The 22,324-nt window shown below is 61.7% G+C and carries 30 protein-coding genes; 23 read left to right on the top strand and 7 right to left on the bottom strand.

Annotation, left to right across the window (positions count from 1 at the left end; translation table 11 throughout):
• Nucleotides 1-121 precede the first annotated feature (121 nt).
• Both QZM67_RS22875 and QZM67_RS22870 read left to right on the top strand, forming a co-directional pair.
• Complete coding sequence (locus tag QZM67_RS22875; protein WP_301806968.1) at nucleotides 122-1,528, top strand: virulence factor; 1,407 nt, start codon at nucleotides 122-124, stop codon at nucleotides 1,526-1,528.
• A 14-nt stretch (nucleotides 1,529-1,542) separates the two neighbouring features.
• The gene (locus tag QZM67_RS22870; protein ID WP_301806875.1) at nucleotides 1,543-1,800 is read left to right on the top strand and encodes a PAAR domain-containing protein; all 258 of its coding nucleotides are present in this window, start codon (nucleotides 1,543-1,545) and stop codon (nucleotides 1,798-1,800) included.
• A 62-nt stretch (nucleotides 1,801-1,862) separates the two neighbouring features.
• On the opposite strand, the gene QZM67_RS22865 is transcribed toward QZM67_RS22870, so the two are convergent.
• From QZM67_RS22865 to QZM67_RS22855, 3 genes are all read right to left on the bottom strand, one after another.
• Entirely contained in the window at nucleotides 1,863-2,441 is a 579-nt protein-coding gene (locus tag QZM67_RS22865; RefSeq protein WP_301806871.1) for a hypothetical protein, read from the bottom strand.
• Between the two features lie 175 nt (nucleotides 2,442-2,616).
• The gene (locus QZM67_RS22860; protein ID WP_301806868.1) at nucleotides 2,617-3,351 is read right to left on the bottom strand and encodes a LytTR family DNA-binding domain-containing protein; all 735 of its coding nucleotides are present in this window, start codon (nucleotides 3,349-3,351) and stop codon (nucleotides 2,617-2,619) included.
• Nucleotide 3,352: 1 nt separating this feature from the next.
• Nucleotides 3,353-4,579 carry a sensor histidine kinase gene (locus QZM67_RS22855; RefSeq protein ID WP_301806866.1) on the bottom strand — a complete coding sequence of 409 codons (1,227 nt, stop codon included), beginning with the start codon at nucleotides 4,577-4,579 and terminating at the stop codon, nucleotides 3,353-3,355.
• 272 nt (nucleotides 4,580-4,851) lie between these two features.
• On the opposite strand from QZM67_RS22855, the gene QZM67_RS22850 reads away from it, so the two are divergent.
• Both QZM67_RS22850 and QZM67_RS22845 read left to right on the top strand, forming a co-directional pair.
• A complete protein-coding gene (locus QZM67_RS22850; RefSeq protein WP_043191701.1) occupies nucleotides 4,852-5,394 on the top strand; it encodes a hypothetical protein in 543 nt (180 codons plus the stop codon).
• A 356-nt stretch (nucleotides 5,395-5,750) separates the two neighbouring features.
• Nucleotides 5,751-5,954 carry a hypothetical protein gene (locus QZM67_RS22845; protein ID WP_011350748.1) on the top strand — a complete coding sequence of 68 codons (204 nt, stop codon included), beginning with the start codon at nucleotides 5,751-5,753 and terminating at the stop codon, nucleotides 5,952-5,954.
• 59 nt (nucleotides 5,955-6,013) lie between these two features.
• Here the strand turns inward: QZM67_RS22845 and QZM67_RS22840 are convergent, their stop codons facing one another.
• Nucleotides 6,014-6,814, bottom strand: coding sequence for a transporter substrate-binding domain-containing protein (locus QZM67_RS22840; RefSeq protein ID WP_089449787.1), 801 nt, complete (start codon nucleotides 6,812-6,814; stop codon nucleotides 6,014-6,016).
• A gap of 260 nt (nucleotides 6,815-7,074) precedes the next feature.
• On the opposite strand from QZM67_RS22840, the gene QZM67_RS22835 reads away from it, so the two are divergent.
• The 14 genes from QZM67_RS22835 (at nucleotide 7,075) to QZM67_RS22770 (ending at nucleotide 15,167) form a co-directional block, all read left to right on the top strand.
• The gene (locus tag QZM67_RS22835) at nucleotides 7,075-7,437 is read left to right on the top strand and encodes a hypothetical protein (protein WP_301806862.1); all 363 of its coding nucleotides are present in this window, start codon (nucleotides 7,075-7,077) and stop codon (nucleotides 7,435-7,437) included.
• Nucleotides 7,438-7,999: 562 nt separating this feature from the next.
• Nucleotides 8,000-8,581, top strand: coding sequence for a hypothetical protein (locus QZM67_RS22830; RefSeq protein WP_301806860.1), 582 nt, complete (start codon nucleotides 8,000-8,002; stop codon nucleotides 8,579-8,581).
• Between the two features lie 17 nt (nucleotides 8,582-8,598).
• Nucleotides 8,599-8,913, top strand: coding sequence for a hypothetical protein (locus tag QZM67_RS22825; RefSeq protein WP_301806858.1), 315 nt, complete (start codon nucleotides 8,599-8,601; stop codon nucleotides 8,911-8,913).
• The gene (locus QZM67_RS22820; RefSeq protein WP_301806855.1) at nucleotides 8,900-9,370 is read left to right on the top strand and encodes a DUF4304 domain-containing protein; all 471 of its coding nucleotides are present in this window, start codon (nucleotides 8,900-8,902) and stop codon (nucleotides 9,368-9,370) included. Before QZM67_RS22825 ends, QZM67_RS22820 begins: the two co-directional genes overlap by 14 nt.
• Before the next feature lie 176 nt (nucleotides 9,371-9,546).
• The gene (locus QZM67_RS22815; RefSeq protein ID WP_301806853.1) at nucleotides 9,547-9,975 is read left to right on the top strand and encodes a hypothetical protein; all 429 of its coding nucleotides are present in this window, start codon (nucleotides 9,547-9,549) and stop codon (nucleotides 9,973-9,975) included.
• Nucleotides 9,976-10,258: 283 nt separating this feature from the next.
• Complete coding sequence (locus tag QZM67_RS22810) at nucleotides 10,259-10,576, top strand: hypothetical protein (RefSeq protein ID WP_301806851.1); 318 nt, start codon at nucleotides 10,259-10,261, stop codon at nucleotides 10,574-10,576.
• Nucleotides 10,577-10,605: 29 nt separating this feature from the next.
• Nucleotides 10,606-11,106, top strand: coding sequence for a hypothetical protein (locus QZM67_RS22805; protein WP_301806849.1), 501 nt, complete (start codon nucleotides 10,606-10,608; stop codon nucleotides 11,104-11,106).
• A gap of 124 nt (nucleotides 11,107-11,230) precedes the next feature.
• On the top strand, nucleotides 11,231-11,839 hold the full coding sequence (locus QZM67_RS22800; protein WP_175023537.1) for an ankyrin repeat domain-containing protein: 609 nt from the start codon (nucleotides 11,231-11,233) through the stop codon (nucleotides 11,837-11,839).
• Between the two features lie 28 nt (nucleotides 11,840-11,867).
• Nucleotides 11,868-12,545, top strand: a complete 678-nt coding sequence (locus tag QZM67_RS22795; RefSeq protein WP_301806845.1) for a hypothetical protein — start codon at nucleotides 11,868-11,870, stop codon at nucleotides 12,543-12,545.
• 272 nt (nucleotides 12,546-12,817) lie between these two features.
• Nucleotides 12,818-13,132 (top strand): hypothetical protein, encoded by a 315-nt coding sequence (locus QZM67_RS22790; RefSeq protein WP_301806843.1) that lies wholly within the window; start codon nucleotides 12,818-12,820, stop codon nucleotides 13,130-13,132.
• 81 nt (nucleotides 13,133-13,213) lie between these two features.
• On the top strand, nucleotides 13,214-13,618 hold the full coding sequence (locus tag QZM67_RS22785; protein WP_301806841.1) for an Imm1 family immunity protein: 405 nt from the start codon (nucleotides 13,214-13,216) through the stop codon (nucleotides 13,616-13,618).
• 42 nt (nucleotides 13,619-13,660) lie between these two features.
• Nucleotides 13,661-14,101, top strand: a complete 441-nt coding sequence (locus tag QZM67_RS22780; protein ID WP_175023532.1) for an SMI1/KNR4 family protein — start codon at nucleotides 13,661-13,663, stop codon at nucleotides 14,099-14,101.
• 2 nt (nucleotides 14,102-14,103) lie between these two features.
• Nucleotides 14,104-14,463, top strand: coding sequence for a hypothetical protein (locus QZM67_RS22775; RefSeq protein ID WP_175023531.1), 360 nt, complete (start codon nucleotides 14,104-14,106; stop codon nucleotides 14,461-14,463).
• A gap of 26 nt (nucleotides 14,464-14,489) precedes the next feature.
• The gene (locus QZM67_RS22770) at nucleotides 14,490-15,167 is read left to right on the top strand and encodes a hypothetical protein (RefSeq protein ID WP_301806836.1); all 678 of its coding nucleotides are present in this window, start codon (nucleotides 14,490-14,492) and stop codon (nucleotides 15,165-15,167) included.
• A 78-nt stretch (nucleotides 15,168-15,245) separates the two neighbouring features.
• On the opposite strand, the gene icmH is transcribed toward QZM67_RS22770, so the two are convergent.
• The 3 genes from icmH to tssJ all read right to left on the bottom strand — a co-directional run bounded on the left by icmH (nucleotide 15,246) and on the right by tssJ (nucleotide 18,086).
• The gene (icmH, locus tag QZM67_RS22765) at nucleotides 15,246-16,028 is read right to left on the bottom strand and encodes a type IVB secretion system protein IcmH/DotU (protein ID WP_043191659.1); all 783 of its coding nucleotides are present in this window, start codon (nucleotides 16,026-16,028) and stop codon (nucleotides 15,246-15,248) included.
• The gene (tssK, locus tag QZM67_RS22760; protein WP_175023530.1) at nucleotides 16,025-17,371 is read right to left on the bottom strand and encodes a type VI secretion system baseplate subunit TssK; all 1,347 of its coding nucleotides are present in this window, start codon (nucleotides 17,369-17,371) and stop codon (nucleotides 16,025-16,027) included. Before tssK ends, icmH begins: the two co-directional genes overlap by 4 nt.
• 103 nt (nucleotides 17,372-17,474) lie before the next feature.
• Nucleotides 17,475-18,086 (bottom strand): type VI secretion system lipoprotein TssJ, encoded by a 612-nt coding sequence (tssJ, locus tag QZM67_RS22755; RefSeq protein ID WP_043191653.1) that lies wholly within the window; start codon nucleotides 18,084-18,086, stop codon nucleotides 17,475-17,477.
• A gap of 374 nt (nucleotides 18,087-18,460) precedes the next feature.
• Here tssJ and QZM67_RS22750 point away from each other — a divergent pair, with 374 nt between their 5' ends.
• The 5 genes from QZM67_RS22750 to tssE all read left to right on the top strand — a co-directional run bounded on the left by QZM67_RS22750 (nucleotide 18,461) and on the right by tssE (nucleotide 22,289).
• Nucleotides 18,461-19,099, top strand: coding sequence for a M48 family metallopeptidase (locus QZM67_RS22750; protein WP_043191651.1), 639 nt, complete (start codon nucleotides 18,461-18,463; stop codon nucleotides 19,097-19,099).
• 45 nt (nucleotides 19,100-19,144) lie between these two features.
• Nucleotides 19,145-19,660, top strand: coding sequence for a type VI secretion system contractile sheath small subunit (gene tssB, locus QZM67_RS22745; protein WP_043191648.1), 516 nt, complete (start codon nucleotides 19,145-19,147; stop codon nucleotides 19,658-19,660).
• 15 nt (nucleotides 19,661-19,675) lie between these two features.
• Nucleotides 19,676-21,166, top strand: coding sequence for a type VI secretion system contractile sheath large subunit (gene tssC / locus QZM67_RS22740; RefSeq protein ID WP_011350759.1), 1,491 nt, complete (start codon nucleotides 19,676-19,678; stop codon nucleotides 21,164-21,166).
• A gap of 70 nt (nucleotides 21,167-21,236) precedes the next feature.
• The gene (locus QZM67_RS22735; protein ID WP_006477093.1) at nucleotides 21,237-21,740 is read left to right on the top strand and encodes a type VI secretion system tube protein Hcp; all 504 of its coding nucleotides are present in this window, start codon (nucleotides 21,237-21,239) and stop codon (nucleotides 21,738-21,740) included.
• 63 nt (nucleotides 21,741-21,803) lie between these two features.
• A complete protein-coding gene (gene tssE, locus QZM67_RS22730; protein ID WP_043191646.1) occupies nucleotides 21,804-22,289 on the top strand; it encodes a type VI secretion system baseplate subunit TssE in 486 nt (161 codons plus the stop codon).
• The last annotated feature ends 35 nt before the right edge of the window (nucleotides 22,290-22,324 follow it).

Below are 22,324 nucleotides of genomic sequence, written 5' to 3'. Positions count from 1 at the left end.
TTCGGGCGCTCATTTCTTTAAAATAATTGCTTGGTTCTACTGAGATATTCATAAAAATCGGGTGGATGAATCAAGATCGATATTTGTCTTGTCCTGCAGGTGGATTGTCACGATGGGTATCATGTGCGGCTGGAGTGTTTTCGCAGCACATATGCCTCGTGGCGAATTGAGCGCGGGAGAATGGATGAAGCGACTGTTGATAGTGCCAACCCTGGAAGCCGTTCTGGCGTTTGTTGTGTCGATCATCGTGACGGTGACGCCTGCGCGCGCGGATACCGTAACGCAGAAAGATGCCGCGGTGTCGAATACGAACGAAGGTGTTGCGCCGTTTGTAGCGCAAGTTGTCGGACTCGAGTGGCTGAATCCATTGCAGCGGCGCGACTATCCAACTGAATGGCAGGTTTTGTGGACCATGGGGCTCGCTAAACCCAATAAAAACGACGACATGGTTCGGACGGATCCGAAGTCGTTTACGACGCTACAGTCGGTCGCAGGTGTGGCGTATGGCAATCAAGGCGCTGAAACGTTCCAAGGTTTCTACCACAAATACGTCAGTAAGCTGCTTGGGTTGTTCGGTGATCGCTATGTGATGAACGCCAAGTATTTCTACACGGTCAAGTCCAGGAATAAGGATGACTGGCGCGAGTTGGCAGGTATCCGCGTGGAGTTTGCCGTGCCGGATAGATTGGATGCTGGCGAGGCTCAGGCTTATCTGCAACAGAGCATCGTCAGTGAATTCAACATCGGGAATAAATATTTCCTGGATCTCTGGAGCAAGAACACGCCCCCCGACGTCCACGTTAACAAGGGCGGTGCAAACGCCGGCTTTACGTCGCTGAACCGCGCACTGGATTACCTGCAGGCGAACCCGGACAAGAGCGCGTGGGTGATGAACTGGGACGCGCCGAGCTTCCCGCCGAAAGACGCGCAGATCAACGAGAACATGGTGGTGCTGTTTCTCGTCGGGCCGAACTTCAAGACGGAGCGTGAACCGCTGGCGTGGATCGGCCGAGCGGCGACGGGCAACGTCAAGGACTACGAGGCGAAGGCCGGCACCACGCGTACGGTACAGGCGTGGAAGGCCACGATCGACAGTGCGGCGCGCAACGCGGGCGTGACGGTGCCGTCGCTGAACTTCGTGGTGCACGATGCAGGTCGCGGAGGCGAGGCGGCGTCGGAGCGGATCGGCGCGTTGTCGCAGACGTTGACGGAAGTGCTGCCGGACTACAACTTCAGCAAGCAGACGTTCAATACGCCGGCACTGCTGGGTCCGATGGGAGCCGGTACGGCATTGACGGACGTGGTGCTGGCGATCGGGCGAGCGAATCACTTCGGTGAGAAGGTGCTGGTGGCGGGGACGACGGATGCGCAGCATCCGACGGCGGTGGTGGTGGTGCCGCCGTCGAAAGTCACGGCGATCGATCCGGACAAGGACTGGTTCCGCGCGCGGGGCGAGAACAATGCGTATCTGCCGTGGTGGGGGCGTCGCCACGACACGGATTACGGCATGCAGGGCTATTCCTACTGACCGGACAACCGACCATGCGAGGAATCATTCGAGTGGGCGACGTCCACAGTCACGGTGGCTATGTCGAGACGGGGGCGTCAAACAGCGATGTCATGGGCCGTGCACCTGCACGCGTCGGTGACCGCTGTACGTGCCCGTTACATGGACCGTGTGTTGTCGTCGAGGGCGATGGGCAGTTCGACATCGAGGGGGCGCATGCGGCGTTCGAAGGTCACAAGACTTCATGCGGCGCCGCGCTGATTTCATCGTTGCCGACGTCGGGACGCTCGTGATTCGGACGGAGCCCGGTCTTCCGGGTTGACAAGGTGATCGTCAGCGGCGAAAGCCATGTCGCCTATGTCCCTGCGCCGATCTGCATCACATGCGCGGCGCGCAGTGCATCGCCGAGTATCTTTCCCATCGCCGCCCCGCATTGCTTCGCGAGACTGTCGGAATCGACGCACGTGTCGCCATCGGCGCGCGCCTTGTAGATCGGCTTGAACGTGTAGCGCGTCCCTGCCGGCTTTTCGTCGGTCGGCGCGACTGGCGTCATTTTGACGTCGGATACGGTCATCTGCCACGTCGCACTCACGGGCGTGTCGTTGCGGCGCAAGTCGGACGCCGTGTACAGGCGAACCAGGTGACTCGGATGCATCGCGTCCAGCGCATGCGGTATCGGATCGACGAACTTCATCACGTCGAGCTCGACGAGCTGCGTCGGGATGTCAGTCAGCGTGCCCTGGATGCCTTCGCCGAGTCCTGCCAGATAGGCGCGGCCCTCGCTGCCGAATGACGGCGAATCGAAGATCTTGCCGTCCACGACGATCAGGATCCCGCTCGCGTGCGTCGGCGTGATGCCGGCCACGCTCTCGTCGACGAGATTCGGCGTGGTCACGCAGCCGCTCGCGAGCGCGGCGACTACGCACGTTGTCATTCCACGTAGTGTTTTCATGACGGGTCTGCCGGATGGGGCGCCGTGTTTGTGCGATGCCACGCCGCCGAATGCGGGATGTTCGCGTGATTGTGTTGGATGCGGCGCGGTTTGCCAACGCGTCGTCCAAGATCTGTCAGAACGTAATCCTGTCGCGCCGGCCGCCAGCCGCCCCGCATCACATCTGCCTGAACAACCCCGCATACGCCCGACTGACCGGCAGCATCTCGCGCTGTCCGTGCACGCGAATCCGCAACCTTCCCAGCAGATCGCGCTCGACACGATCGATCGCTGCATACGCAACGATCACGCCGCGATGCACCTGCGCGAACCGCTCTGGATCGAGCCGCTGCATCAGTTCCTTCAACGGCGTGCGAATCACGAGTCGTTCGCCAGCCGTGACGACTTCGGTGTATTTCTCCGATGCCTGGAAATACAACACGTCATCGACCGATACGAGCCGCGTCGCATCCTTCACGCCCACGGTCAGCCAGCGGATCGGCGCCGCTTCTCTCGCTTGCGCCGCCTGCGTGAGCGCATCGGTTTGCGCGAGCGCCGGCCCGCCGCGCTGCAGTTTCGCGATACAGCGCAGCAGCCGCTCGTCCGTCACCGGCTTCAGCAGGTAGTCGACCGCGGCACGATCGAACGCATCGACCGCATATTCGTCGTAGGCCGTGACGAACACGACATGCACGTCGGGTACGAGCGCAGCGAGCTTCAGCCCGTCGATGCCGGGCATGCGGATGTCGAGAAACGCGATGTCCGGGCGCGGCGACGCGTTCAGCGCGGCCAGCGTTTCGATGCCGTTGCGCGGCATCGCGACGATGTCCAGTTCGGGCCAGAGCGTGCCCAGCCGCTGCGCGAGCGACGCGGACAGGTTCGGTTCGTCATCGGCGATGAGGGCGGTCGGCATGTCAGTCGATCGGAATCAGCAAGGTCGCGGTGACGCCATGCGCGGCGGCGGTGTTCGTCTCGACGGAGACGCGGCCGCGCTCGCCGTGCAGCGTCCGGATGCGCGCCATCACGTTGGCCAGACCGACGCCGCCATGCAGGCGCGTGTCGCCGTTGCCGAGGCCGACACCCGTATCGATCACGTTCAGTTCGAGCCGGTCGCCGCGCATCCGGCCGCGAATCACGATCACGCCGCCGTCGATCGACGGCTCGATTCCGTGCAGCAGCGCATTTTCGACGAGCGGTTGCAGCAGCAGCGGCGAGAACGGCCGCGCGTGCAGATCCGCCGGCACGTCGATCGCATACGAAAGCCGCTCGCCGAGGCGGATCGACGCGATCTTCAGCAACGCCTCGACGAGTTCGAGCTCCTCGCCGAGTGTCGACGTCGCATCGCGCGTGCGTCGCAGGCTCGCACGGAGGTAGCGGTTCAGGCTGTCGAGCATCGTCGATGCGCGAGCCGGATCGCGCTCGATCAGGCTCTGCACGTTCGCGAGCGTATTGAACAGAAAGTGCGGCTCGATCTGCGCCTGCAACAGCGCCAGGCGCGCGGCCGTCTCGGCCTGGCGCGCTTCGGCGGCTTCGCGGCGCTCGGTCTCGAGCGTCGCACGCATGCGCATGGACTGCAGGAACAGCGACACGCACACGAACAGGATCGCCGAGATGAGCAACGACGGCCCGTAGTTGTCCCACGTTCCGATGCGGGCGCGCCCGAACACGTGCGGCACGTTCCCGCCGACGATCGTTGCCGAGATCTCGAAACCGATAAGCACGCTGGCCGGCGCGATCACGAGGGTCTTCAATGCGAGCCCGGGCTTGCGCGGCAGCAGCCGGTCGGCGGCATAGCTGAACAGCAGCGCGCAGAAACCGATCGCGTTGGCGACGACGAGGTAGGGCAGCAGCGGTTCGTTGAAATGGATGGCCCAGAACCCCAGCCCGACGACCGAGTTGAAACACGCAAACGCGAGCAGCGCGGCCGGGTCGCGCAGCAGCCGCGGCGGGGCGCCGGCGGGTGGCTGCGGAATCGGCGATGGGTCGGATGTGGCTCGCATGGTGTCGGGTGAGGGAAGGCGCGCGATGCGCCGATGGCCTGACCTTACTGCCGGTCGGGCCGACCGCGTGCGGATTGCGACGAACGGCGCGCGGCTTCGACGAAGTGCTTCGGCCGCCGACGGTTGGCCCGTTTCCGTCACGAGTGTAGTGGAAGGGGCCGCGGAAGGACACGGGGTGTTGCCGGTTTCGCGTCGGGCACGACGCGCCGACTGTCCCGGCGAAGGCGGACCTTCGGTCCGGACGACGCCGGTTGCCGGATGCTGCGCGCATCGGTCGTCCCGATTCGCTGAACGATCGTCGCCGCGACGCGCAACTCGTCTGCGAATTCCTGCCTCCCGTCGCAAGCCGTACCGCCTGTCGGGGCCGGGCAGTACGGTGTCGCCGTGTCCACTTCGATCAGGCGACTCCGACCATGTCCACGCTCCTTCACCTGAAGCCTTACGTGTACGTCATGTTTTGCGTGCTGCTCTATATCGGCATCAAGCGCTGTTTCCCGCGCGAGGTGCCGGCTGCACGACCGCTGATCTCGCCGGTCGCTTTCGGCATGCTCGGCATCGTCAGCCTGAACGGACTCTTCCCGCATGCCGGCATCGACGCGAACGCGATCGCACTGGCAGCCGTCCTGGGGGGCGCGGCGCTGGGCTGGCTGCACGCGGGCCGGTGGCGGCTCGAGTACCGTCCGGCGTCGTCGGGCCTGCGCGTGCGCCTGCCCGGCGACGCGAGCCTGCTCGTCACGCTGATGCTGACGTTCGTCGCCGAAACGGGCATCCATTACGCGGTCGCCGTGCATGCACCGTGGGCGGCGACGAGCGGCTTCGTGATGCTGTCGTTCGCGGTATGGGGCGTGCTCATCGGGATGACACTTGGGCGCGCGGTGAACGTGGTTGTGCGCTGCATGCGCCATGCGAACGGATCGGGGCGTGGGGGTTTCCCGTATTCGGTCGATCCGCGATGAAGGGCGCGAAACGGCGCGCGAGCGGGCAACTGACGGCCTGACAAGCGATGCGGCTCGTCTTCGTCAATCGTAGGGGCATCGAACCGAAACGGCATATGACGCGCATCGATTTGCGCCCCGTTTTCCTGTCACGGTCACGTCATGGTGCGCCCATAACGTTGCACGTTCCCGTCGCGGCGGCACCGCCGGACCGGGAACGTGCGCAACCTGCTCGCGACGACGTGCCCGCGTCGCAGTCGGGGGCCGATCGGGATCTCGCTCCCGACGGCGCAGTGGTCATGCATCGCGCGATTTCATTCGAAAATACGATCGACGCCGGCTCGAACCGGACCGCGGACGATCAGGAGACAGAGACCATGCTGAGTCCGCATGAATTCTCGATGCTGTTGCGCGTCGCGCGTGCGCCGGACAGCGTCGATCCGTCGAATCCGGCCTTCGCCGTGCTGGTCGAGAAGCGGCTGGTTGACGATACGCAGGTGCGCATGAATGCCGTGGCGGCGCGCCCGGCGCTGACGCCGATCGGCCAGATGCTGCTGGCGCGCTTCGACGAAGCGGCCTGAGGGGACGCGTCACGCCTTCATCGAGACGAAGGGCGTGACGCGTTGCAGTGCCGGGCCGCTTACTGCGCGACCGGCACGGTCACGTCGCTGCCGAACCAGTGCATCGAGATCTTCTTCAGCGTGCCGTCCTTGCGCAGCGAGTCGAGCGCGTCGTTGATCGCCTTCTCGAACTTCGGGTTGCCCTTGCGGAACGGGATCGCCATTTCCTGCTTGCCGCCGTTCAGCACCGCGCCCGCGCGCAGCGGCAGGTTGGACGTCTTGATCATGTACGGCAGCATCAGGCGATCGTCGAGCGTCGCCTCGATCCGGCCCGCGGCGAGGTCGCGCAGCTTCTCCGGCGCGCCCGGATACGTCTGCACCTCGATGCCCGGCACGGTGCGTGCCATCTGGTCATAGTTGGTACCGAGCGTCACACCGAGCTTCTTGCCCTTGAAGTCGTCGAGCGACTTGAAGTTGCGCGTGTCGTCCTTGCGCTGGATCAGCTGCGCGGCCGAGTACGTGTACGGCTGGCTGAAATCGAGCGCTTCCTTGCGCTGCGGCGTGATCGTGACCTGGTTGACGATCACGTCGAACTTGCCGGCCTGCAGGCCGGCGATGATGCCGCTCCATTCGGTCGGGACGAACTGCGTCTTCACGCCGAGCTTGCCGGCGACAGCGTTCGCGACGTCGACGTCGAAGCCCTCGAGCTGGCCCGACGTGCCGCGCGAGTTGAACGGCGGATAGGTGCCTTCGAGGCCGACCCGGAGCACGCCGGCTTTCTTGACCGAGTCGAGCAGGTCGTCCGCGTGCGCGGCGACGGCCGTGAATCCGAGGGCCGACGCGAGCAGCAGGCCCGATAGCAGGAACTTCGAACGTTTCATCGCAGATCTCCAGTGGTCAGCGGGGTGTGGGGTAAGCGCCGGGCGCCGGTCGGGCGCGGCGGGCAGCAATACGGGCACGTAGACACTACTCGCAACCGCGCCGCGCTGGAAGTCGAATTGGCCCTGATTGAGATCGATTTCATGGATGCGGCGGACGGCTGGCGTGGCGGCTGCCCACCCCACGTTCCCTATTTCGAAAACATCGGGTTCAATGGAAAGACGCCAATGCGAACCGAAAAGAATCGGAGATAGGAGGGAGCGTGGAACGTAAATTGGTGGACTATCCGATGCATGCCCCGTTAGTGAGGCATATCTACGACGCATTGATCCATGATCACTTTGAGGAACTGGTGCGCCAGGGACTCGCCGCACCAGGCACGGCATCGGAGTACCGAGCTGCGCTGAGATCCTGCTTGTGTGGGGAGGCGGTTCGTCCGATCCCGGATGAGGCGCTGATGAATGGTTACGTATTCGAAATTGGCGGACACCAATCGGACGGGCTATCGATCGAGGTACCCATCTTCTCGGAAGGGGGGCGTTCGGACGCGTTCATGATCTTTCGAGTAAAGAAGGACAACGCGGCACAGCCGACGCTGTATCTGTACGACATACTGGTGCCGTGAAGCGGGCTCCGGAGAGCGAAATAGACAGGGCGGCGCGATAACTGACACCGGTACGATGATCCGGTGTCGTGGCGCTGCGTGTCGAAGGATCCGATCGGACTCGCGAAGGGGCAACGTCTTCCAGTACGCACCCAATCCTGTGCAGTGGATCGATCCGCTTGGGCTGAATGGTCAGCCTCTTCCCCGGGGCCGCTGGAGGTAACTCGATCGATAACCACCGTTTGAAAGAGCCGGAAATAAGCTCAATCCCCAGGGATTTCCGTCCTGCCTGGTTGTTGTTCCTGCTGCAGTTCAACAGATGAGGGATGCCTTTCCGAAGACTGCGAGCTTGCTGAAGACAGCAGAAACTGTTGCATCAGGTACGGCATCTCTATGGGTGCACGCGATGGCCGCCGTGTAGCTGGATGGGGTGACGTTGAACGTGTAGACGGTGGCCAAGGCTGCACTGGCCGGTGCGGATGCATATCCAAATGCAAATCGGGTATCAGAACTCAAAAAGGTTGCAGAGATTCTCGGCAATAGTGGGGAATCTGGTGCGACTCATATTTCTAAGTAAACAGCGATGGTGATCCAGTTTCCTGAAATTATTGATGCGCTGCTGCAGTTTAATGGTGGTGATCCAGGTAGGTTGATTCGCGGTGAAGATGAAAGCAAGCGGCTGCTCGAGGATGGGGATTTCGATGTTGTGGGGGAAGGTTCTGATTTTCATGCGTGTGAAAAAAATATACATGTTAATCATGGGAATAGGGAGATTGCTTCGCTGTATAAGTTATATTACCTTGGGGCGGACTGTGTTGGAAGTTCGGTCGATTTTGGCCCGGGTGTAGGGTTGATGGCTTTGCTCAAGAAAATTTTGGGTGGTCGTAAATTCAATTCGCTGAGGGATGATACCCATCTCTATTTCTCTGATGACAGAAAAGATGGCGCCATTTTGATGGGTAAGTGTTCTGTTATCCGGTTCGGCCGAAGAAGTGTAAGGTCGGGGTATGCGGTCCTGGGGGTGGATTATGCATCCGTTGGAAATGAAAAATTGATAACGTGGAATATAGAGGCCACAATGGATCGGCTCGATGAGAAGCCGTTGGGTAGTTTCAGGAAATATTCTCCCGAGTACGGGAAATTGGTTCATCTCTACTTCAGCTGATTGCGCTGATGTGAAGTATGGAGACTCGTTTCACCAGCGTTATGCGAACCGTTCTCGTGCCCGTCCGTCTTTTCTCGCTCGCAGCAACCTCATATGCCGATGATTTCCGACTGAGAGCCGGAGCCGCCCCCGACTTGGCTCATCTGAAGCGCTTCCAATCCAACGGCCTGAGCTTCCCGTGGCGGATCACGGCGGACGATCCGCTCAAGGACACCGATGGTCGAGGCGTCAGTATCCAGGCTGACAAATCCGCGTTCGAAGGACTGAACCCGGACGTCGTTGTTCAGATGCTGCGCAGTATCTTTGCAAGAGCATGCAATGAAAGAGGCTGAATTTTCAACGGGAAAGGTGTTCGGGCAAGCGGCTGTGGCTGCCGGATTTCAGGGGGCTGGGGTGACTCGTTTTATCGAGTTGACGGATCTCTGGCTCGTGATCAATCACCAAAAGTCATCCTACAGTAAATTATTTTATGTGAATGTTGGGATATTTTATAAGGAGCTGTTGGCGGGTGATTTTCGCGAGCCTGAAATGAAAATGGTATTCAAAAAGGGGGCCTCGGTTTGGCCGCACGTTGATTTTAGAATGGGGGGTTGTCCAGGCGTTCGAGGGGATTTCCAGGCTGAGGTGGACAAGTGCGTTGCAGAGCGTGATGCACCAAGGTTGGAGGGGATTTTGTTCGACGCTTTTTCAGGTATCACGGAGTTTGTTGAGAAGAGTGGTGATCGAAAATCGATAAGACGGCTCGTGAGCGAGAAGAAACTCGCGGCGATGGTGCTGAAGGAGGTGTAGTTGCGAGGTGGCACCGGAGTTCTCGCGAAGTAATTTCGATTTCTCTGCAATTTCTTGTCGCCATCACGTCAGCTGCAACTGGATTCGTTGTGTCGGCTGCAGGCCAGTTCGTTGATGTCGAGGTGGAGATTTGTGGCGGCACGCGATATCGAGTTTGGTAAGTCCGGTGGCCATCAATGAAAACGCAGCGACGCAGTCCGTGGGGCAAGGAGGGATGCCAGGATCTACGAAACGATCCGCTACGAGCCCTGATTTCGACATTGGTGACGATCCACTTTTCCTCGCTCGACGCCGCGTTTCAGGCACTCCCGGACAGGATCGCGGATTGGGGGTACATCCGCTGTCGGGAAGCGGATCTGACCCGATCCGGCGTTGTGTTTTTCGACGACGTCGAGGATCCAGGAGCCTGTCGACGTGCGGCCTTTGCGGCGGAAGGAGGCGGTCTGATCGTGTTGACGATTCACGCTGCCTCAAAGGGAGACGCAGTCTTGTTTGCGTCCGACAAGCGCATCGATTCCGCACGGCATTGGCGTGACGCGGTGCCGGCCGAGTTCGCGCACTGGATTGAGGTCTTTGACTTCGTGTATTTCGGGGAGCCGATATAAGCCTCCTTTGGTCGAGGCATGCGGTCCGTCGCATGACCATCGCCGCAGGCGTCGTCAAGCGCGGCATTCGACCGCGAGCACTCGACCGCGAGCACTCGACCGGCAACAGCGGCCGGCATGATCTCGCGGGTATGAAATTGGCATAATTACGGCTCGCAGCACGAGCGCGGCAGACAGTAACCACGCGCGTTCGGCCGTTACGTAACAGGTGGCGGAGAAGGAGGCGATTCGCCACCTCGATCCAGCCCCCGACGCATTTGCCCCAGCTACAACCGCACTACCCATGTTGACCACTTCCGTGACTGAAGCATCGCTGAAACAGATCCTCGAGCGCCCGGGCGACTTCGCAGGATGGCTCTACTTGCCGCCCATGCCATGGACGCTCGATACCGAAGGCGTGTTCTTTGAAGACACCCGGGATGTGGAGGACGACGCTGTCCCTGCTGCCGCGAATCAACCCGGCTGGCGGATCACGTTGGACAGCGCGACGATCGAGGACATCGTGATCAACGCCCACGATCAGGTCGACGAACCGAGCGTGCTTCAGTTGCTCGATGCGTTCGTTTTTTACGTCGAGAACGACGCGTTCATCCTGTTCTGACCTGACGCCGTGATCCGCCGCGAGTCGCCATGAAATCCTGGCATGACGTGTTGATTGCAGCCGATCCGCTCGTACGATTTCTCGAGCAGGACGCATTTTTTGGTGCCGCCTATCGCGGCGATCCAGTGGCACATCACGTTGTCCGGGACGCGGCGATCGCACGTCACTTCGCGACCGATGATTCGTTCGACGATTTCGACGAATGGGAGTCGGTCAGTGACGCGGAGGAGGTGTTTCCCGCCGGCTTCGAATGGAGCCGCCAGGTTGCATCCCGGTTGATGAAGAATCAGCACTGGGGCATCGAAGGCAAGCACTTCAACGGCGCGGATCTCAAGTGGACGAATGCGGTGTCGTGTCCGCTGATCGAGCTGATGATCCGGGATATCGGCATTCTGTTTCAGTGCTACGCCAACGATTGCTTCCCGCCGATTTGGGACAGTATTCTGCATGCCTATCTCGACGGTGGTTTCCCGTGTGGCTGGGATGGCCGGCATCCCGCGGGCAGGTTGGTCGTCTTTTCGAATGCCTAGCCGGTGCGGAAGGCGCCAGCGACCGGATGCAGCCATGCGGTGCAGTACGCGTGAGATCCCGCCGCCCCCCGCCATCGATTGGAGCACGACGCGACGTGGGTCGAGAACCAGAGGGTGACCGAGTATGAATGCAGAATTCCTTGTTGATATTTTCGAGGCGGCCGGTGCGTTCTCGGAGGGTGACCTGGCTCCGATTCAGCGGCTGCTGCCCAACATTGCAAGACAGGATGTGCTTGAGGGAATGCCCATTCTGTTCCATGTCGCAAGAAGTCGAGCGATCTTCGATTTTCTGGACGGCAGTCACGTGAATTTCCTGCAGAGGAACGAGCGTACCGGCGATACGTTTCTGCATTGCGCGACGCTGGATCGCGATGCGGCGCTCTTCGAGAAAACGGTGGCGTGGTATGCGACACGGAGCCTGCTTGACGAGCCGAACCGCAGCGGTATCACGGCGCTATCGGCGGCATTGAAATTCGGATTGATCGCGCGAGCGGAGAAACTGATCGATGCCGGTGCCAACATGTCGACGGTGGCGGCAAACGGTCTCACACCGATCCGGCAGGCGCTCTATTGCCTTGACGGGGAAGACGCCGCGATAGCGGGGCTGAATGTGTTGTTGCGCAGAGGGGTTGAGGTGAGCCGCGACGAGGCGCTTCGTTTGAAGCAATTCGCGTCCGATCTCGGCAGGAACGCGGTCGGGAAGTGGCTCGATGGACACCTGAAATTCGACTGATGGCGTCGTCGATCTCCGGGATCGAGGATTGACTCAGGTGTTGGCAGGCGGCACACAGAAAGACGCACCGCCGGCATCGTTCACAAGCGATTTGGCAACGCGCAATGTCGACGGGAGGCACGATATGTCCAATCGGGATCTGAATCGGTTCATCGTCCGGATTCGCGGCACGGTGGGCACACGCGCAAGCATCGGTGCACGTGCTCCCGATCATCCAGCACACGCGAGATCCGTCTCGGTCAGCGCGGAAATTGCCGCATGGTTCAACGCGCTCGACAACGTCGATCTGTCGATCCCCTGGACCGCTGACAACCTCCTGTTATACGGCAACCCGGCGAGCCTCGCGATCGGCCAGACCGGCTATCGCGTCGACGCATCGGGCCGGCGGCTGTCCGGATGGCACGACGACTGGATCGTGTTGGGTCAGATGGGCGGCGATCCTGTTATCGTCGTGCCGGAAGGAGACGTGCTGTTCGACCGCCACGGCGCGGGCGCCTGGACACCATTGCGCGTCGCGCCATCCCTCACGCATTTCGCGCACGCGTTGTGGATATGGTGCGATCTGTACGTCGGAAAGCATGCGCGCGATATCTTCGACGACACGGATGAAATCCGGCCGGCATTCGTTGCGGAGGTCCGGTCGCGGATAAGCGACGCGCTGCCGGATGCGGAAGCGGCGGTGTTCATGGAGAGGGTCGATGGGTGAGTGCGGGCGAGTCGTGTCATGTCATGAGATTGGACGGTCACGACACGGATGGCCTGGCAGACACCCGCTGTTGACCGGAACCCGGTCCCACGCGCGGCGAACATGACCTGCACGACTACGACCTGCTCGACGGGTGGCTCGACCGGTCGTGAAGCCATACCGACGCGTACTGCTCGCCGAAGGTGACCGCAAACCATCGATGCCAGGCAGGCGCTTGTGCGGGATTCGAGAGCCGGGGTGTAACGAACCACAGTAATGAAGGTCCGCCGACAATGAACAAGCCCCGTGTTTGGCCCAGTGGAAATGGCAAGCCTGTCTGCATGCTCGGATTCGACCATTCTGAATGCTCGGCGCGGACCGGGATTCCATTCGAGAAGGGTGTCGACGATCTGGACGAATACTTTGCGGGCATTCTGCTCGACGATATGGTCGGGCCGATGCAGTTCATGTATTACCTCAACGCACCGATAAAGGGCGTGGTCATCAGCGTCGATTCGAAGGTGAAAACAGCGCAGGCGGTAGAGGTCGTGAAGACGCGGCTCGGTTTGGCCGCTTCCGATTTCTATTGGGTGACGAGTATCGAGTAACGGATCCGGTCGAGCGTGAAGCGCCGAACTTCGCTCGGACAACGTAACCCGTCTGTTTGATTCAGCGTCGAAGGACATCGAATGCGAACCACGAAGGTGATCGAAGAAACGTATACCGGCAACCGCTCGCACGTGACGGAAGCGCAATGCGACAGCGTTGCGCAAGCCATCGCGGCAGTCGAACGGCTGAACGGGCGCGATCGCTCGACTGTCGCATTCGAGACGAGCGATGGGATGCTGATGACGATAGGCGGCGGTAGTGACGATCGGTATGTCGTGTTCATTGCCTCGCACGTCGACGCCGCGTTGCTGAATCTGACGGCACCCACTGCGCCGGCTGGCGAAACGATCGAACTGGTCGCGGGTGGCCAGCGCGGCAGCTATCGGGCGCGAGACTGCGTGGATCGCGCGACGGCCGTGCAAGCAGCGATTTATTTCGTCTCGCGCGGCGGCGCCGATCCCGCGCTATGTTGGCAACCCGGCTGATACGCCGATACAAACGCGGCGAGTATTGACGGAGACCGATCGATGATCCGAACAGCAACCATCGGTACGACCACGGTGGAAATCGAAGCGGCCGAAGCAGCGCTCGGCCGCGCGTTGCCGCACGCGTTCGCGGCATGGCTGCTGCTCAACAATGGCCGGTCGCTCGGCGGAATGCCGGTGTTCCCCGTCTTCGATGCGCGCAATCCGCGCAAGACGTGGAATTCGATCGTTCGGCACTACAACGAGGGTTGGCGCGAGTGGCGAGACAACTTCGACCACACGGATGCCGATTTCTCGAACCTGTTGCCGTTTGCCGAGTTCGGGACGGGTGACTACTATTGCTTCGATTACGACCGGATCGATGCGTCGTGGGAGCCGGCCATCGTCCTCTGGTCGCACGAGACGGGCGAGACGGCACACGTGGCCGACGATTTCGCCACCTTTCTGTCGATGCGGGGCCATGCGGGAGAAGGAGCGAATTGAACGTGACCGATGATCCCGTTGCGATGCGTGAACGCCAGGAGGCGGTGTGTGCGCGATACGGTCTGCGAGCAGCCGAACCCGAGGACATGGTTGCCGTCGCGATGTCGACGCTCGGAAAAGCGCCTGTCTACGGCACGCGCGTGATGCTGTCCGAAGGTCGCAACGTAAGCTGGTTTTTTCATTGCGGCGAATACTCGGATGCGGACGATTTTTATCAACCGCTGCATGTCACGCATCTGTCTACGTTCCTGCCGCTGGTTCTGCCTTATCTGATGCTGCCGGCCGGCGCGCGTTTCATCATCGACGACACCGGTTACGAGGACATCTGGATGGATCTGCCTGACAACGAGGCATCGGCGTGAGTGCGCGGCAAACCTTCCGCAAGGCATTGATGCTGCTCGATCGAGGCATGACGGATCGTGGCGAAGCCGCGCTGTGTCTGGCGCAGACAGAGGCCGAGCAGGAGGGCGATCGCGTGGCGCTCGTGCAGTCGCTCGTTGCGCTCGGGGAACTGTTGTGTGAAACCTCACGTGGCGTATCGGCACGGCCGTTCCTGGAGCGGGCGCTTGCGGCGGCAAGCGACCCGGATGCCGACCTGCTGGCGGTCGAGCGTGACAAGGCCGAACAATGGCTGGCGCGTATCGAATGCGAGCGCATCGGATTGCAGATTCGCGGCCCGGAAGATTTCAAGCACAGAACCTTCACGCTTGCCGAGTTCATCGCCGTCGTCCGCGCGAAGGCCGAACGGCAGGAGCACTACGATCCCGCTTGGCTATACGATGTTTACGGAAAGGACGGCGACGCAGCGCTGCATCCGCAACAGACGATTTACATCGGCGATACGGTCCAGGTCGACGACGAGGATCGCGAGATCTACCCTGAAAGGGTCGCCGAGCTGGGTTACGTATTCCAGTACTCGTGCGAGCACTTTCAGGACGTCGTCGATCTCGCCTATCGCCAGAAACCGGACGCATCGATCGAGGACGTCGTCCGCTGCCTCAACCATTTCGATCGCCACGACGACTTTCTCGATCTGGGCCCGAACGGCATGCAGTCGCGAGCATGACTGAACGGAGCGCCGCAATGAAAAAGGACCGCTCGGCGGTCCTTTTTTATCGTGAAGCGACGCGCAGAAAACGCGTCCTCAAGGCAACGAAATCGTCAGATTCGCCGATTCCGGCCCGACCTTGATCACTTGCGAATAAGGCGCCAGCGCCTGCAGCGTCTTGTCCTTCAGATACGTGTTGAGCCCGAGATAGCCGAGCAGCGCAACCAGCGCGAACACCGCCCCGATCGCCCAAACCGGCACCTCGCGCTTCAACCGGTGTGCGATCTGGTCCGGCAGCGGCCAATGCGGTGCGAACGGCGCCCGCTTGCCCTTCATATGCGCGATCTCGTCCCCCAGCCGCGCCGTGAGGTAGGCCAGCTTCTCCGGCCCTTCGAGCAGATACTTGCCCTGGAACCCGAGCAGCAGGCACATGTGAAACACCTCGAGCGACTGCAGCCGCGCCGCGCCCTGCGCGCGGCATTCCTCGAGATACTGGAAGAACTTCTCGCCCGCGAGCTGCTCGCCGAACAGCACGAGCTGCAGCGGCCGGCGTTCCCAGTCCGTGCGGATCTTGAACTGCGACGACAGCACCATCTCGTCGATGGCCGCGCAGAACGCGAACTTCGAGCTGTACACATCTTCAGCCGCGATATTCAGCTTCTTCGCCCCGCGCTCGAAGTCCGACAGGAATTCCTGGATCCGCGTGCTGAACTCGCCCGCGCTCTCCGGCTCCCGCCCGTTCTTGAGCAGGAACAGCATGAAGAAGCCGTCGTACAGCAGGTCGAGCAGCGAACGGGCCTGGAACGACGCGTCCGTCGACGCCGGGCTATGCAGGGGGGCCGGCGCGTTGTCGCCGAACAGGGAAGGCGCGTAGCTCATGATGTGACCGCGATCAGTTCGAATTTCAGGTCATTGATGCCAGTCGGCGCGTAGATCATCGCGGACTGGGCCTGCAACATCCGCTCGTACAGCGCGCCGCGCGAATCGAGCGCGAAGTAGCAGGCGCCGGGGCGCACCGGAATCGCGGGCGGCACCTGCGGCGTGTACGAGAGCCGCACGCCGGGCATGGCCGACAGCACGAGCTTGTCGACGTCGTCGGGTGCGCCGACCTTGAAGCGGGCCGGCACCGCATCGACGAGCTCGACGCTCGGCATGTCCGCGGACACTGCGAGGTAGAACTCGGTCTTGTCGTCGATCTTGCCCGAATCGAGGCGGCCGAGGTGGAACGACGGGCGCACTTCGTCGAGCGTGATCGCGAAGTAGCGCGTCGAGATCACGGTGTCGAGCAGTTCGCGCAGCATCAGGTCGAGACGCGCAAAGCTCGGGCCCGGATCGTCGTGGCGGTACACCGGCAGGTCGGCGAGCGTATAGCCCTTCGAGAACGTCATCAGTTGGCCCGCGAGGCGCAGCAGCTCCTGGAACAGCCGCTCCGGATGCAGCGCCGCATGCTGGTGCAGGTGCGCGAGCGTCGCGAACGCGGCGTTGGCGGTGTGCAGCAGCCAGAACGATGCGATGTCGCCCGAGCGGAACTCGATGATGTTCTTCGACGGCTCGCGGTGGAAGCCATACAGCGCGTTCACCTTCGCCTGCAGCGCGTCGACGAGCTGGCGCAGCCGCTGGTGCAGGATCGGCGATGCGTCGATCGCGAGGCACGGCGGCACGAAGCTGTCGTCGATCTCGAAACCGGACGTCGCGGTGCGGCGCACGCGCACGAGCGGCACCGACAGCAGCTGGTCACGCGGTTCGCTGTGCGCGATCAGCTTGACCTGCGTCTTCAGGAACGTGATGTCGGCTTCGGCCGCGTCGGTGAAGTTGTCGGCGACGCTCGTCTGCTCGCTGACGAAACGCGTCATGAAGCCGGCGGCCGGATCGTCGCTGTAGTTGGTGGCGTTCTCGCGCAGCGGGTGCAGCGCGAGATAGAACACGAATTCGTTGATGCCGTCAGGCAGCGTGTCCAGCGCGATCGGCGGCGGCAGGTCGTCGGCCTGCGGCGCGGCATACAGTGCGCCGTCCTGGAACACGAGCGCGAGCTCGGCCACTCGCAGCACGTTGCTGCCGAGCGCATCGCGGTCGATGCGCACCGAGCGCACGCCCCAGTTGTACGGCTGGATCGCCTGGATCGATTCGAACAGGCGCGCTTCGTGGTACGCGTCCTGTCGCTGAAAGTGTTGAGGCCGGAGGAACAGCCCTTCCCCCCACAGCACCTTGGCCGAATAACTCATGTCAAATCCGGTTAATGTCGCGTTGCGATGTAATCGATTTGTTCGTGCCCGAATTAAATCGCCAATTGTTAACTCTTGTTAATTGACATTCGTGCGTCATTGTTTAACCGCAGGAGACCGAAGAAAGCAAATTCAGCGGTTGCGAAGGCGCACCCTGTTGCGGTGCGATGACAGTGCCGTCGGTGACCGTCATCGCGCAATTATGCAGGCCGATGATTATGCCGGATTTCTCCGACTTCACCGGATCGAACGTCAGTTTCCATCGTTGTAGTGCGGGATCGCGGAACAGCGCGACGATGCCGAATGCCTGCGCTTCGCGCGAAACCTTCTCGGTCGCCGTGTAGCGCTGGCCCGGAATCAGCGTGATTTCACGCACGTTCAGCAGGTCGGCGCCCAGCGCGGCCTTTTCCTTGGTCGGGTCGGTAAACGCGTCGAACGGCGCCTGCTGGAACGAGGTCGGATCCTTCAGCGTATAGAGCCGCACGACGAGTGCGAGCGGCTTGTTGTCGGTCGCGGCATTCAGGTTCGGCGCTGCGGCGAGCGTGATGCCGAGGTTGCGCGGCGGCTTCTGCGCGTCGGGTACCTCGGGCTTGCCGATGCCGGCCGCGGACATCACGGCGCTCGCGGCCGAGCCGAGCAGCGGGGCGGCCGCGCATCCGGCCAGAAGCGCGCAGGCAAGCAGTGGCAGCGCATAGCGAATCATCAGCGATCTCATCGTATTTCCGGCGTGCCGCCTTTTATCCCTGTCAAATCTGCCGGGTATTGCCGCGTTCGCTGCGTATCCCCGACATTGCACCATTCAACTATTAAGCACGCCCGCGTCGTGGCAAGCGTCCGGAAAATTTTTCCGCCATTCGGGCGGTGCGTCGCGCAATCAGTAAAACTTGCCCATTCCGACCGATAGCAAAATCGCTGCGAGCCCGCAGCGGGAGGCCATTGGAGGGGGTAGCGCCCGGTTTTAAAAGGAATTACTCTTCACACGACGATTGAATTATGAAAAATTGATCGGTACTATACCCGCGCGCTTCTTGCAAAGCAAAAGAACCAGATTCTCAACGATTTAAAACTCACGCGCCGGTGGATATAACGATGAAAGACCGTCTCTTCGCAAAACTGTCTGGGGTAGTAGTGGCTTGCGGCGTGATCGCCGGTTGTGCGAGCCAGCCTCCCGCGCCGCCGACTGCCGAGGTGTTCAACAAGTCGCTGGCCGATGCGGACGCAGTTGCGAAGGCGGGTGACCAGGACAAGGCACTCGGCCTGTACCAGCAGCTCGCCAAGTCGGATCCGACGCGCGAGGAGCCGTGGTCGCGCATCGCGCAAATCCAGTTCGCCCAGAACCACTACGGTCAGGCAATCGTTGCCGCGCAGGAAGCCCTGCAGCGCGACGCGACCGATCGTCAGGCAAAGAGCGTGCTGGCCGTGGCCGGCCTGCGAATCGCGACGCAGTCGCTCGGCGAGCTGCGCCAGGATTCGTCGCTCGCGGGCGATGCGAAGTCCGACGCGCAGGCGCTCGCGAAGCAGCTGCGCGATACGCTGGGCGAATCGGCGCTGTTCCCGCCGGAGACGAATGCCCGCGCCACTGTCCGGACCAAGCGGGTCCGCACGGTCGTGCACAAGAAGCCCAGCCAGACGCAGACCTCTGAAGCCACTGCTACGGTGGCGCCGACGAACACGTCGTCGGGCGGCGGGGCGAAGGGCGGTGACCCGTTCGGCGCACTGCGCAACTGACCGCAAACTGACGCGATAACCACAACTAACCTGGGAGCCGTCGAGATGGCCAAGAAAGAAAGCATTCAGAAAAGCTTGCAGAAAATACGGCCGCCGCGCGTCCAACTGACCTACGAGGTCGAGAAGGGCGATGCGATCGAGGTGAAGGAACTGCCGTTCGTCGTCGGGGTCGTCGGCGATCTGGCGGGCCAGTCCGAAATCGAGCAGCCGAAGCTGCGCGACCGTAAATTCGTCAACATCGATCGCGATAATTTCGACGACGTGATGAAGGCGATCGAGCCGCGTGCCGCGTTCCAGGTGGAAAACCGCCTGAGCCCGGAAGGCGGCAAGTTCGCGGTCGACCTGAAATTCCGTTCGCTGTCGGATTTCAGCCCGGACGAAGTCGTCGAACAGGTCGAGCCGCTGCGCCGCCTGCTCGAGGCGCGCTCGAAGCTCGCCGACCTGCGCAACAAGCTCGCCGGCAACGACAAGCTCGAGGATCTGCTGTCCGATGTGCTGAAGAACACGCAGCAGCTGCAGGAGCTCGCGAAGGGCACGGGCGGCGACAAAGACGGCGAATGACGACGGAGTGTTGAGATGAACCAGCAAACGGCTGCGGCCCAAGCGAGCGGCGCGGACTACGCCGCCGGGACCTCGCTGCTCGACGACATCGTCGAGAAGAGCAAGGTCGCGAAATCCGATTCCGAGCATGCGCGTGCGAAGGACCTGATCGGCGAACTCGTGCACCAGGTGCTCGACGGCACGGTGATCGTGTCGGACAACCTGTCGGCCACGATCGACGCGCGCGTCGCGGAACTCGACCGCCTGATTTCCACGCAGCTTTCCGCCGTGATGCACGCGCCGGAATTCCAGCGCCTCGAAAGCACGTGGCGCGGGATGGACTATCTGGTCAAGGAAAGCAACACCGGCCAGACGATCAAGATCAAGGCGCTGCACGCACCGAAGCGCGACCTCGTGCGCGATTTCAAGGGCGCGAGCGAGTTCGACCAGAGCGCGCTGTTCAAGAAGGTCTACGAAGAAGAGTTCGGCACGTTCGGCGGCTCGCCGTTCGGTGCGCTGATCGGCGATTACGAGATCTCGCGCCAGCCGGAAGACATGTACTTCATCGAGCAGATGTCGCACGTCGCGGCGGCTGCGCATGCGCCGTTCATCGCGTCGGCATCGCCCGAGCTGCTCGGCCTCGAGTCGTTCTCCGACCTCGGCAAGCCGCGCGACCTCGGCAAGGTGTTCGATACGGTCGAATATGCGAAGTGGAAGTCGTTCCGCGACGCCGAAGATTCGCGCTACGTCGGCCTGACGCTGCCGCGCTTCCTCGGCCGCCTGCCGTTCAATCCGAAGGACGGCCAGACCGCGGAGAACTTCAACTTCGTCGAGGACGTCGACGGCACCGACCACGACAAGTACCTGTGGTGCAACGCCGCGTGGGCGTTCGCTGCGCGCCTGACGGCCGCATTCGACGACTTCGGCTGGTGCGCGGCGATCCGCGGCGTCGAAGGCGGCGGCCTCGTCGAGGACCTGCCGACCCACACGTTCAAGACCGACGACGGTGAGGTCGCGCTGAAGTGCCCGACCGAAATCGCGATCACCGATCGCCGCGAGAAGGAGCTGAGCGACCTCGGCTTCATCCCGCTCGTCCATTGCAAGAACTCAGATTACGCCGCGTTCTTCGCTGCGCAGTCGGTGCAGAAGCCCAAGAAATACAGCACCGACAGCGCGAATGCGAACGCCGTCCTGTCCGCCCAGCTTCAGTACATCTTCTCGGTATCGCGCGTCGCGCACTACCTGAAGGCGATGATGCGGGACAAGATCGGCAGCTTCGCATCGGCGCAGAACGTGGAGACTTTCCTCAACCGGTGGATTTCGCAGTACGTCCTGCTCGACGATAACGCCTCGCAGGAACAGAAAGCGCAATTTCCGCTGCGTGAGGCATCCATACAAGTGTCGGAGATTCCGGGCAAGCCGGGCTCGTATCGTTCGGTCGCGTTCCTGCGCCCGCACTTTCAGCTCGACGAACTCTCGATTTCTCTGCGACTTGTCGCTGATCTGCCCAAACCGGCAAATTCATAAGCGAGTAAATCGCCCGGGCGGGCCGCCTGGGTAGGACGTTAAAACCACCTCTTTGGGGAGTCGAAGGGCCATGTTACATATGCACTTGCAGTTTGGTAGTCCCGCGGTGAAGGGCGAATCCGCGGACAAGGACCACCAGGGCTGGATCGAACTGAAATCGTGGGATCACTCGATCGTTCAGCCGCGTTCGGCAACCGCATCGACCGCTGGCGGTCACACGATGACGCGTTGCGAACACGGCGACATGATTTTCACGAAGGAAATCGATTCGTCGAGCCCGCTGCTGTACCAACACGCTTCGGGCGGCACCACGTTCGACGAGGTGACGGTCCATTTCTCGCGCGCTGACGGTGAAGGCAAGCGCGTGCAGTATCTGGAAGTCAAGCTCAAGTACGTGATCATCTCGAGCATCGCTCCGAGCGTTCGCGAAGAAGGTCTGCCGCTCGAGACGTTCTCGCTGAAGTACGCAGCTGTGCAGTGGAAGCAAACCCAGCAGAAGATCGGCGGCAACCAGGGCGGCAACACGCAAGGCGCCTGGAGTCTGACGAAGAACGACAAGACCTACGCGGTCTAAGGTCGGTTGCGGCAACGGGGCGCGCGGCGTCCCGTTGCCGTTTTCGCTGTGCGCACCGACCCGATGAAACGATTCGAACCCAGTTTTCTCGACAAGCTGTTCGACGACGAACCGCACCTGCCGGCCTCGGCAGCGATGCGGCAATTGTCGCTGGACGAGCTCAAGAACACGGTCGCCCGCGACGTCGAGGCGATTCTCAACACGCGTATCGCCCACACCGAAATCGAGCTGGCCGCGCTGCCGGAATGCCAGAAGTCGGTGCTGACCTACGGGCTGAACGATTTCGCGGGATTGAGCCTCGCGAGTCACTACGATCGCGCGTTCATCTGCAAGTCGATCCAGCAGGCCATCGCGCGTCACGAGCCGCGGCTGCAGCAGGTGCAGGTGACGTTCGAGCTGAACGAGCAGGCCACCAACGCGCTCTACTTCGCGATTCAGGCGCTGCTCGTCGTGCACCCGGCCGAGGAGCCGGTGAGTTTCGACGCGATGCTGCAGCCGTCGACGCTGCAGTATTCGGTCACGCGCGCACGCGCCGCAAGAATGCAGTAAATCATGCCGCCGAGCGGGCCGGACCGCCCGGTGGT

Source organism: Burkholderia sp. AU45251, from assembly GCF_030482905.1.
GTDB lineage: Bacteria > Pseudomonadota > Gammaproteobacteria > Burkholderiales > Burkholderiaceae > Burkholderia > Burkholderia aenigmatica.
The sequence above is the reverse complement of the archived record's forward strand: the minus strand, read 5'-3'. Positions and strand labels throughout refer to the sequence as shown.

What these genes read in the sequence shown, in the direction of transcription:
- QZM67_RS22875 (WP_301806968.1), top strand. Translation starts at nt 122, where the DNA reads ATGTGCGGCTGGAGTGTTTTCGCAGCACATATGCCTCGTGGCGAATTG.
- QZM67_RS22870 (WP_301806875.1), top strand. Translation starts at nt 1,543, where the DNA reads ATGCGAGGAATCATTCGAGTGGGCGACGTCCACAGTCACGGTGGCTAT.
- QZM67_RS22865 (WP_301806871.1), bottom strand. Translation starts at nt 2,441, where the DNA reads ATGACAACGTGCGTAGTCGCCGCGCTCGCGAGCGGCTGCGTGACCACG.
- QZM67_RS22860 (WP_301806868.1), bottom strand. Translation starts at nt 3,351, where the DNA reads ATGCCGACCGCCCTCATCGCCGATGACGAACCGAACCTGTCCGCGTCG.
- QZM67_RS22850 (WP_043191701.1), top strand. Translation starts at nt 4,852, where the DNA reads ATGTCCACGCTCCTTCACCTGAAGCCTTACGTGTACGTCATGTTTTGC.
- QZM67_RS22845 (WP_011350748.1), top strand. Translation starts at nt 5,751, where the DNA reads ATGCTGAGTCCGCATGAATTCTCGATGCTGTTGCGCGTCGCGCGTGCG.
- QZM67_RS22840 (WP_089449787.1), bottom strand. Translation starts at nt 6,814, where the DNA reads ATGAAACGTTCGAAGTTCCTGCTATCGGGCCTGCTGCTCGCGTCGGCC.
- QZM67_RS22830 (WP_301806860.1), top strand. Translation starts at nt 8,000, where the DNA reads ATGGTGATCCAGTTTCCTGAAATTATTGATGCGCTGCTGCAGTTTAAT.
- QZM67_RS22825 (WP_301806858.1), top strand. Translation starts at nt 8,599, where the DNA reads ATGGAGACTCGTTTCACCAGCGTTATGCGAACCGTTCTCGTGCCCGTC.
- QZM67_RS22820 (WP_301806855.1), top strand. Translation starts at nt 8,900, where the DNA reads ATGAAAGAGGCTGAATTTTCAACGGGAAAGGTGTTCGGGCAAGCGGCT.
- QZM67_RS22815 (WP_301806853.1), top strand. Translation starts at nt 9,547, where the DNA reads ATGAAAACGCAGCGACGCAGTCCGTGGGGCAAGGAGGGATGCCAGGAT.
- QZM67_RS22810 (WP_301806851.1), top strand. Translation starts at nt 10,259, where the DNA reads ATGTTGACCACTTCCGTGACTGAAGCATCGCTGAAACAGATCCTCGAG.
- QZM67_RS22805 (WP_301806849.1), top strand. Translation starts at nt 10,606, where the DNA reads ATGAAATCCTGGCATGACGTGTTGATTGCAGCCGATCCGCTCGTACGA.
- QZM67_RS22800 (WP_175023537.1), top strand. Translation starts at nt 11,231, where the DNA reads ATGAATGCAGAATTCCTTGTTGATATTTTCGAGGCGGCCGGTGCGTTC.
- QZM67_RS22790 (WP_301806843.1), top strand. Translation starts at nt 12,818, where the DNA reads ATGAACAAGCCCCGTGTTTGGCCCAGTGGAAATGGCAAGCCTGTCTGC.
- QZM67_RS22785 (WP_301806841.1), top strand. Translation starts at nt 13,214, where the DNA reads ATGCGAACCACGAAGGTGATCGAAGAAACGTATACCGGCAACCGCTCG.
- QZM67_RS22780 (WP_175023532.1), top strand. Translation starts at nt 13,661, where the DNA reads ATGATCCGAACAGCAACCATCGGTACGACCACGGTGGAAATCGAAGCG.
- icmH (WP_043191659.1), bottom strand. Translation starts at nt 16,028, where the DNA reads ATGAGCTACGCGCCTTCCCTGTTCGGCGACAACGCGCCGGCCCCCCTG.
- tssK (WP_175023530.1), bottom strand. Translation starts at nt 17,371, where the DNA reads ATGAGTTATTCGGCCAAGGTGCTGTGGGGGGAAGGGCTGTTCCTCCGG.
- tssJ (WP_043191653.1), bottom strand. Translation starts at nt 18,086, where the DNA reads ATGAGATCGCTGATGATTCGCTATGCGCTGCCACTGCTTGCCTGCGCG.
- QZM67_RS22750 (WP_043191651.1), top strand. Translation starts at nt 18,461, where the DNA reads ATGAAAGACCGTCTCTTCGCAAAACTGTCTGGGGTAGTAGTGGCTTGC.
- tssB (WP_043191648.1), top strand. Translation starts at nt 19,145, where the DNA reads ATGGCCAAGAAAGAAAGCATTCAGAAAAGCTTGCAGAAAATACGGCCG.
- tssC (WP_011350759.1), top strand. Translation starts at nt 19,676, where the DNA reads ATGAACCAGCAAACGGCTGCGGCCCAAGCGAGCGGCGCGGACTACGCC.
- QZM67_RS22735 (WP_006477093.1), top strand. Translation starts at nt 21,237, where the DNA reads ATGTTACATATGCACTTGCAGTTTGGTAGTCCCGCGGTGAAGGGCGAA.
- tssE (WP_043191646.1), top strand. Translation starts at nt 21,804, where the DNA reads ATGAAACGATTCGAACCCAGTTTTCTCGACAAGCTGTTCGACGACGAA.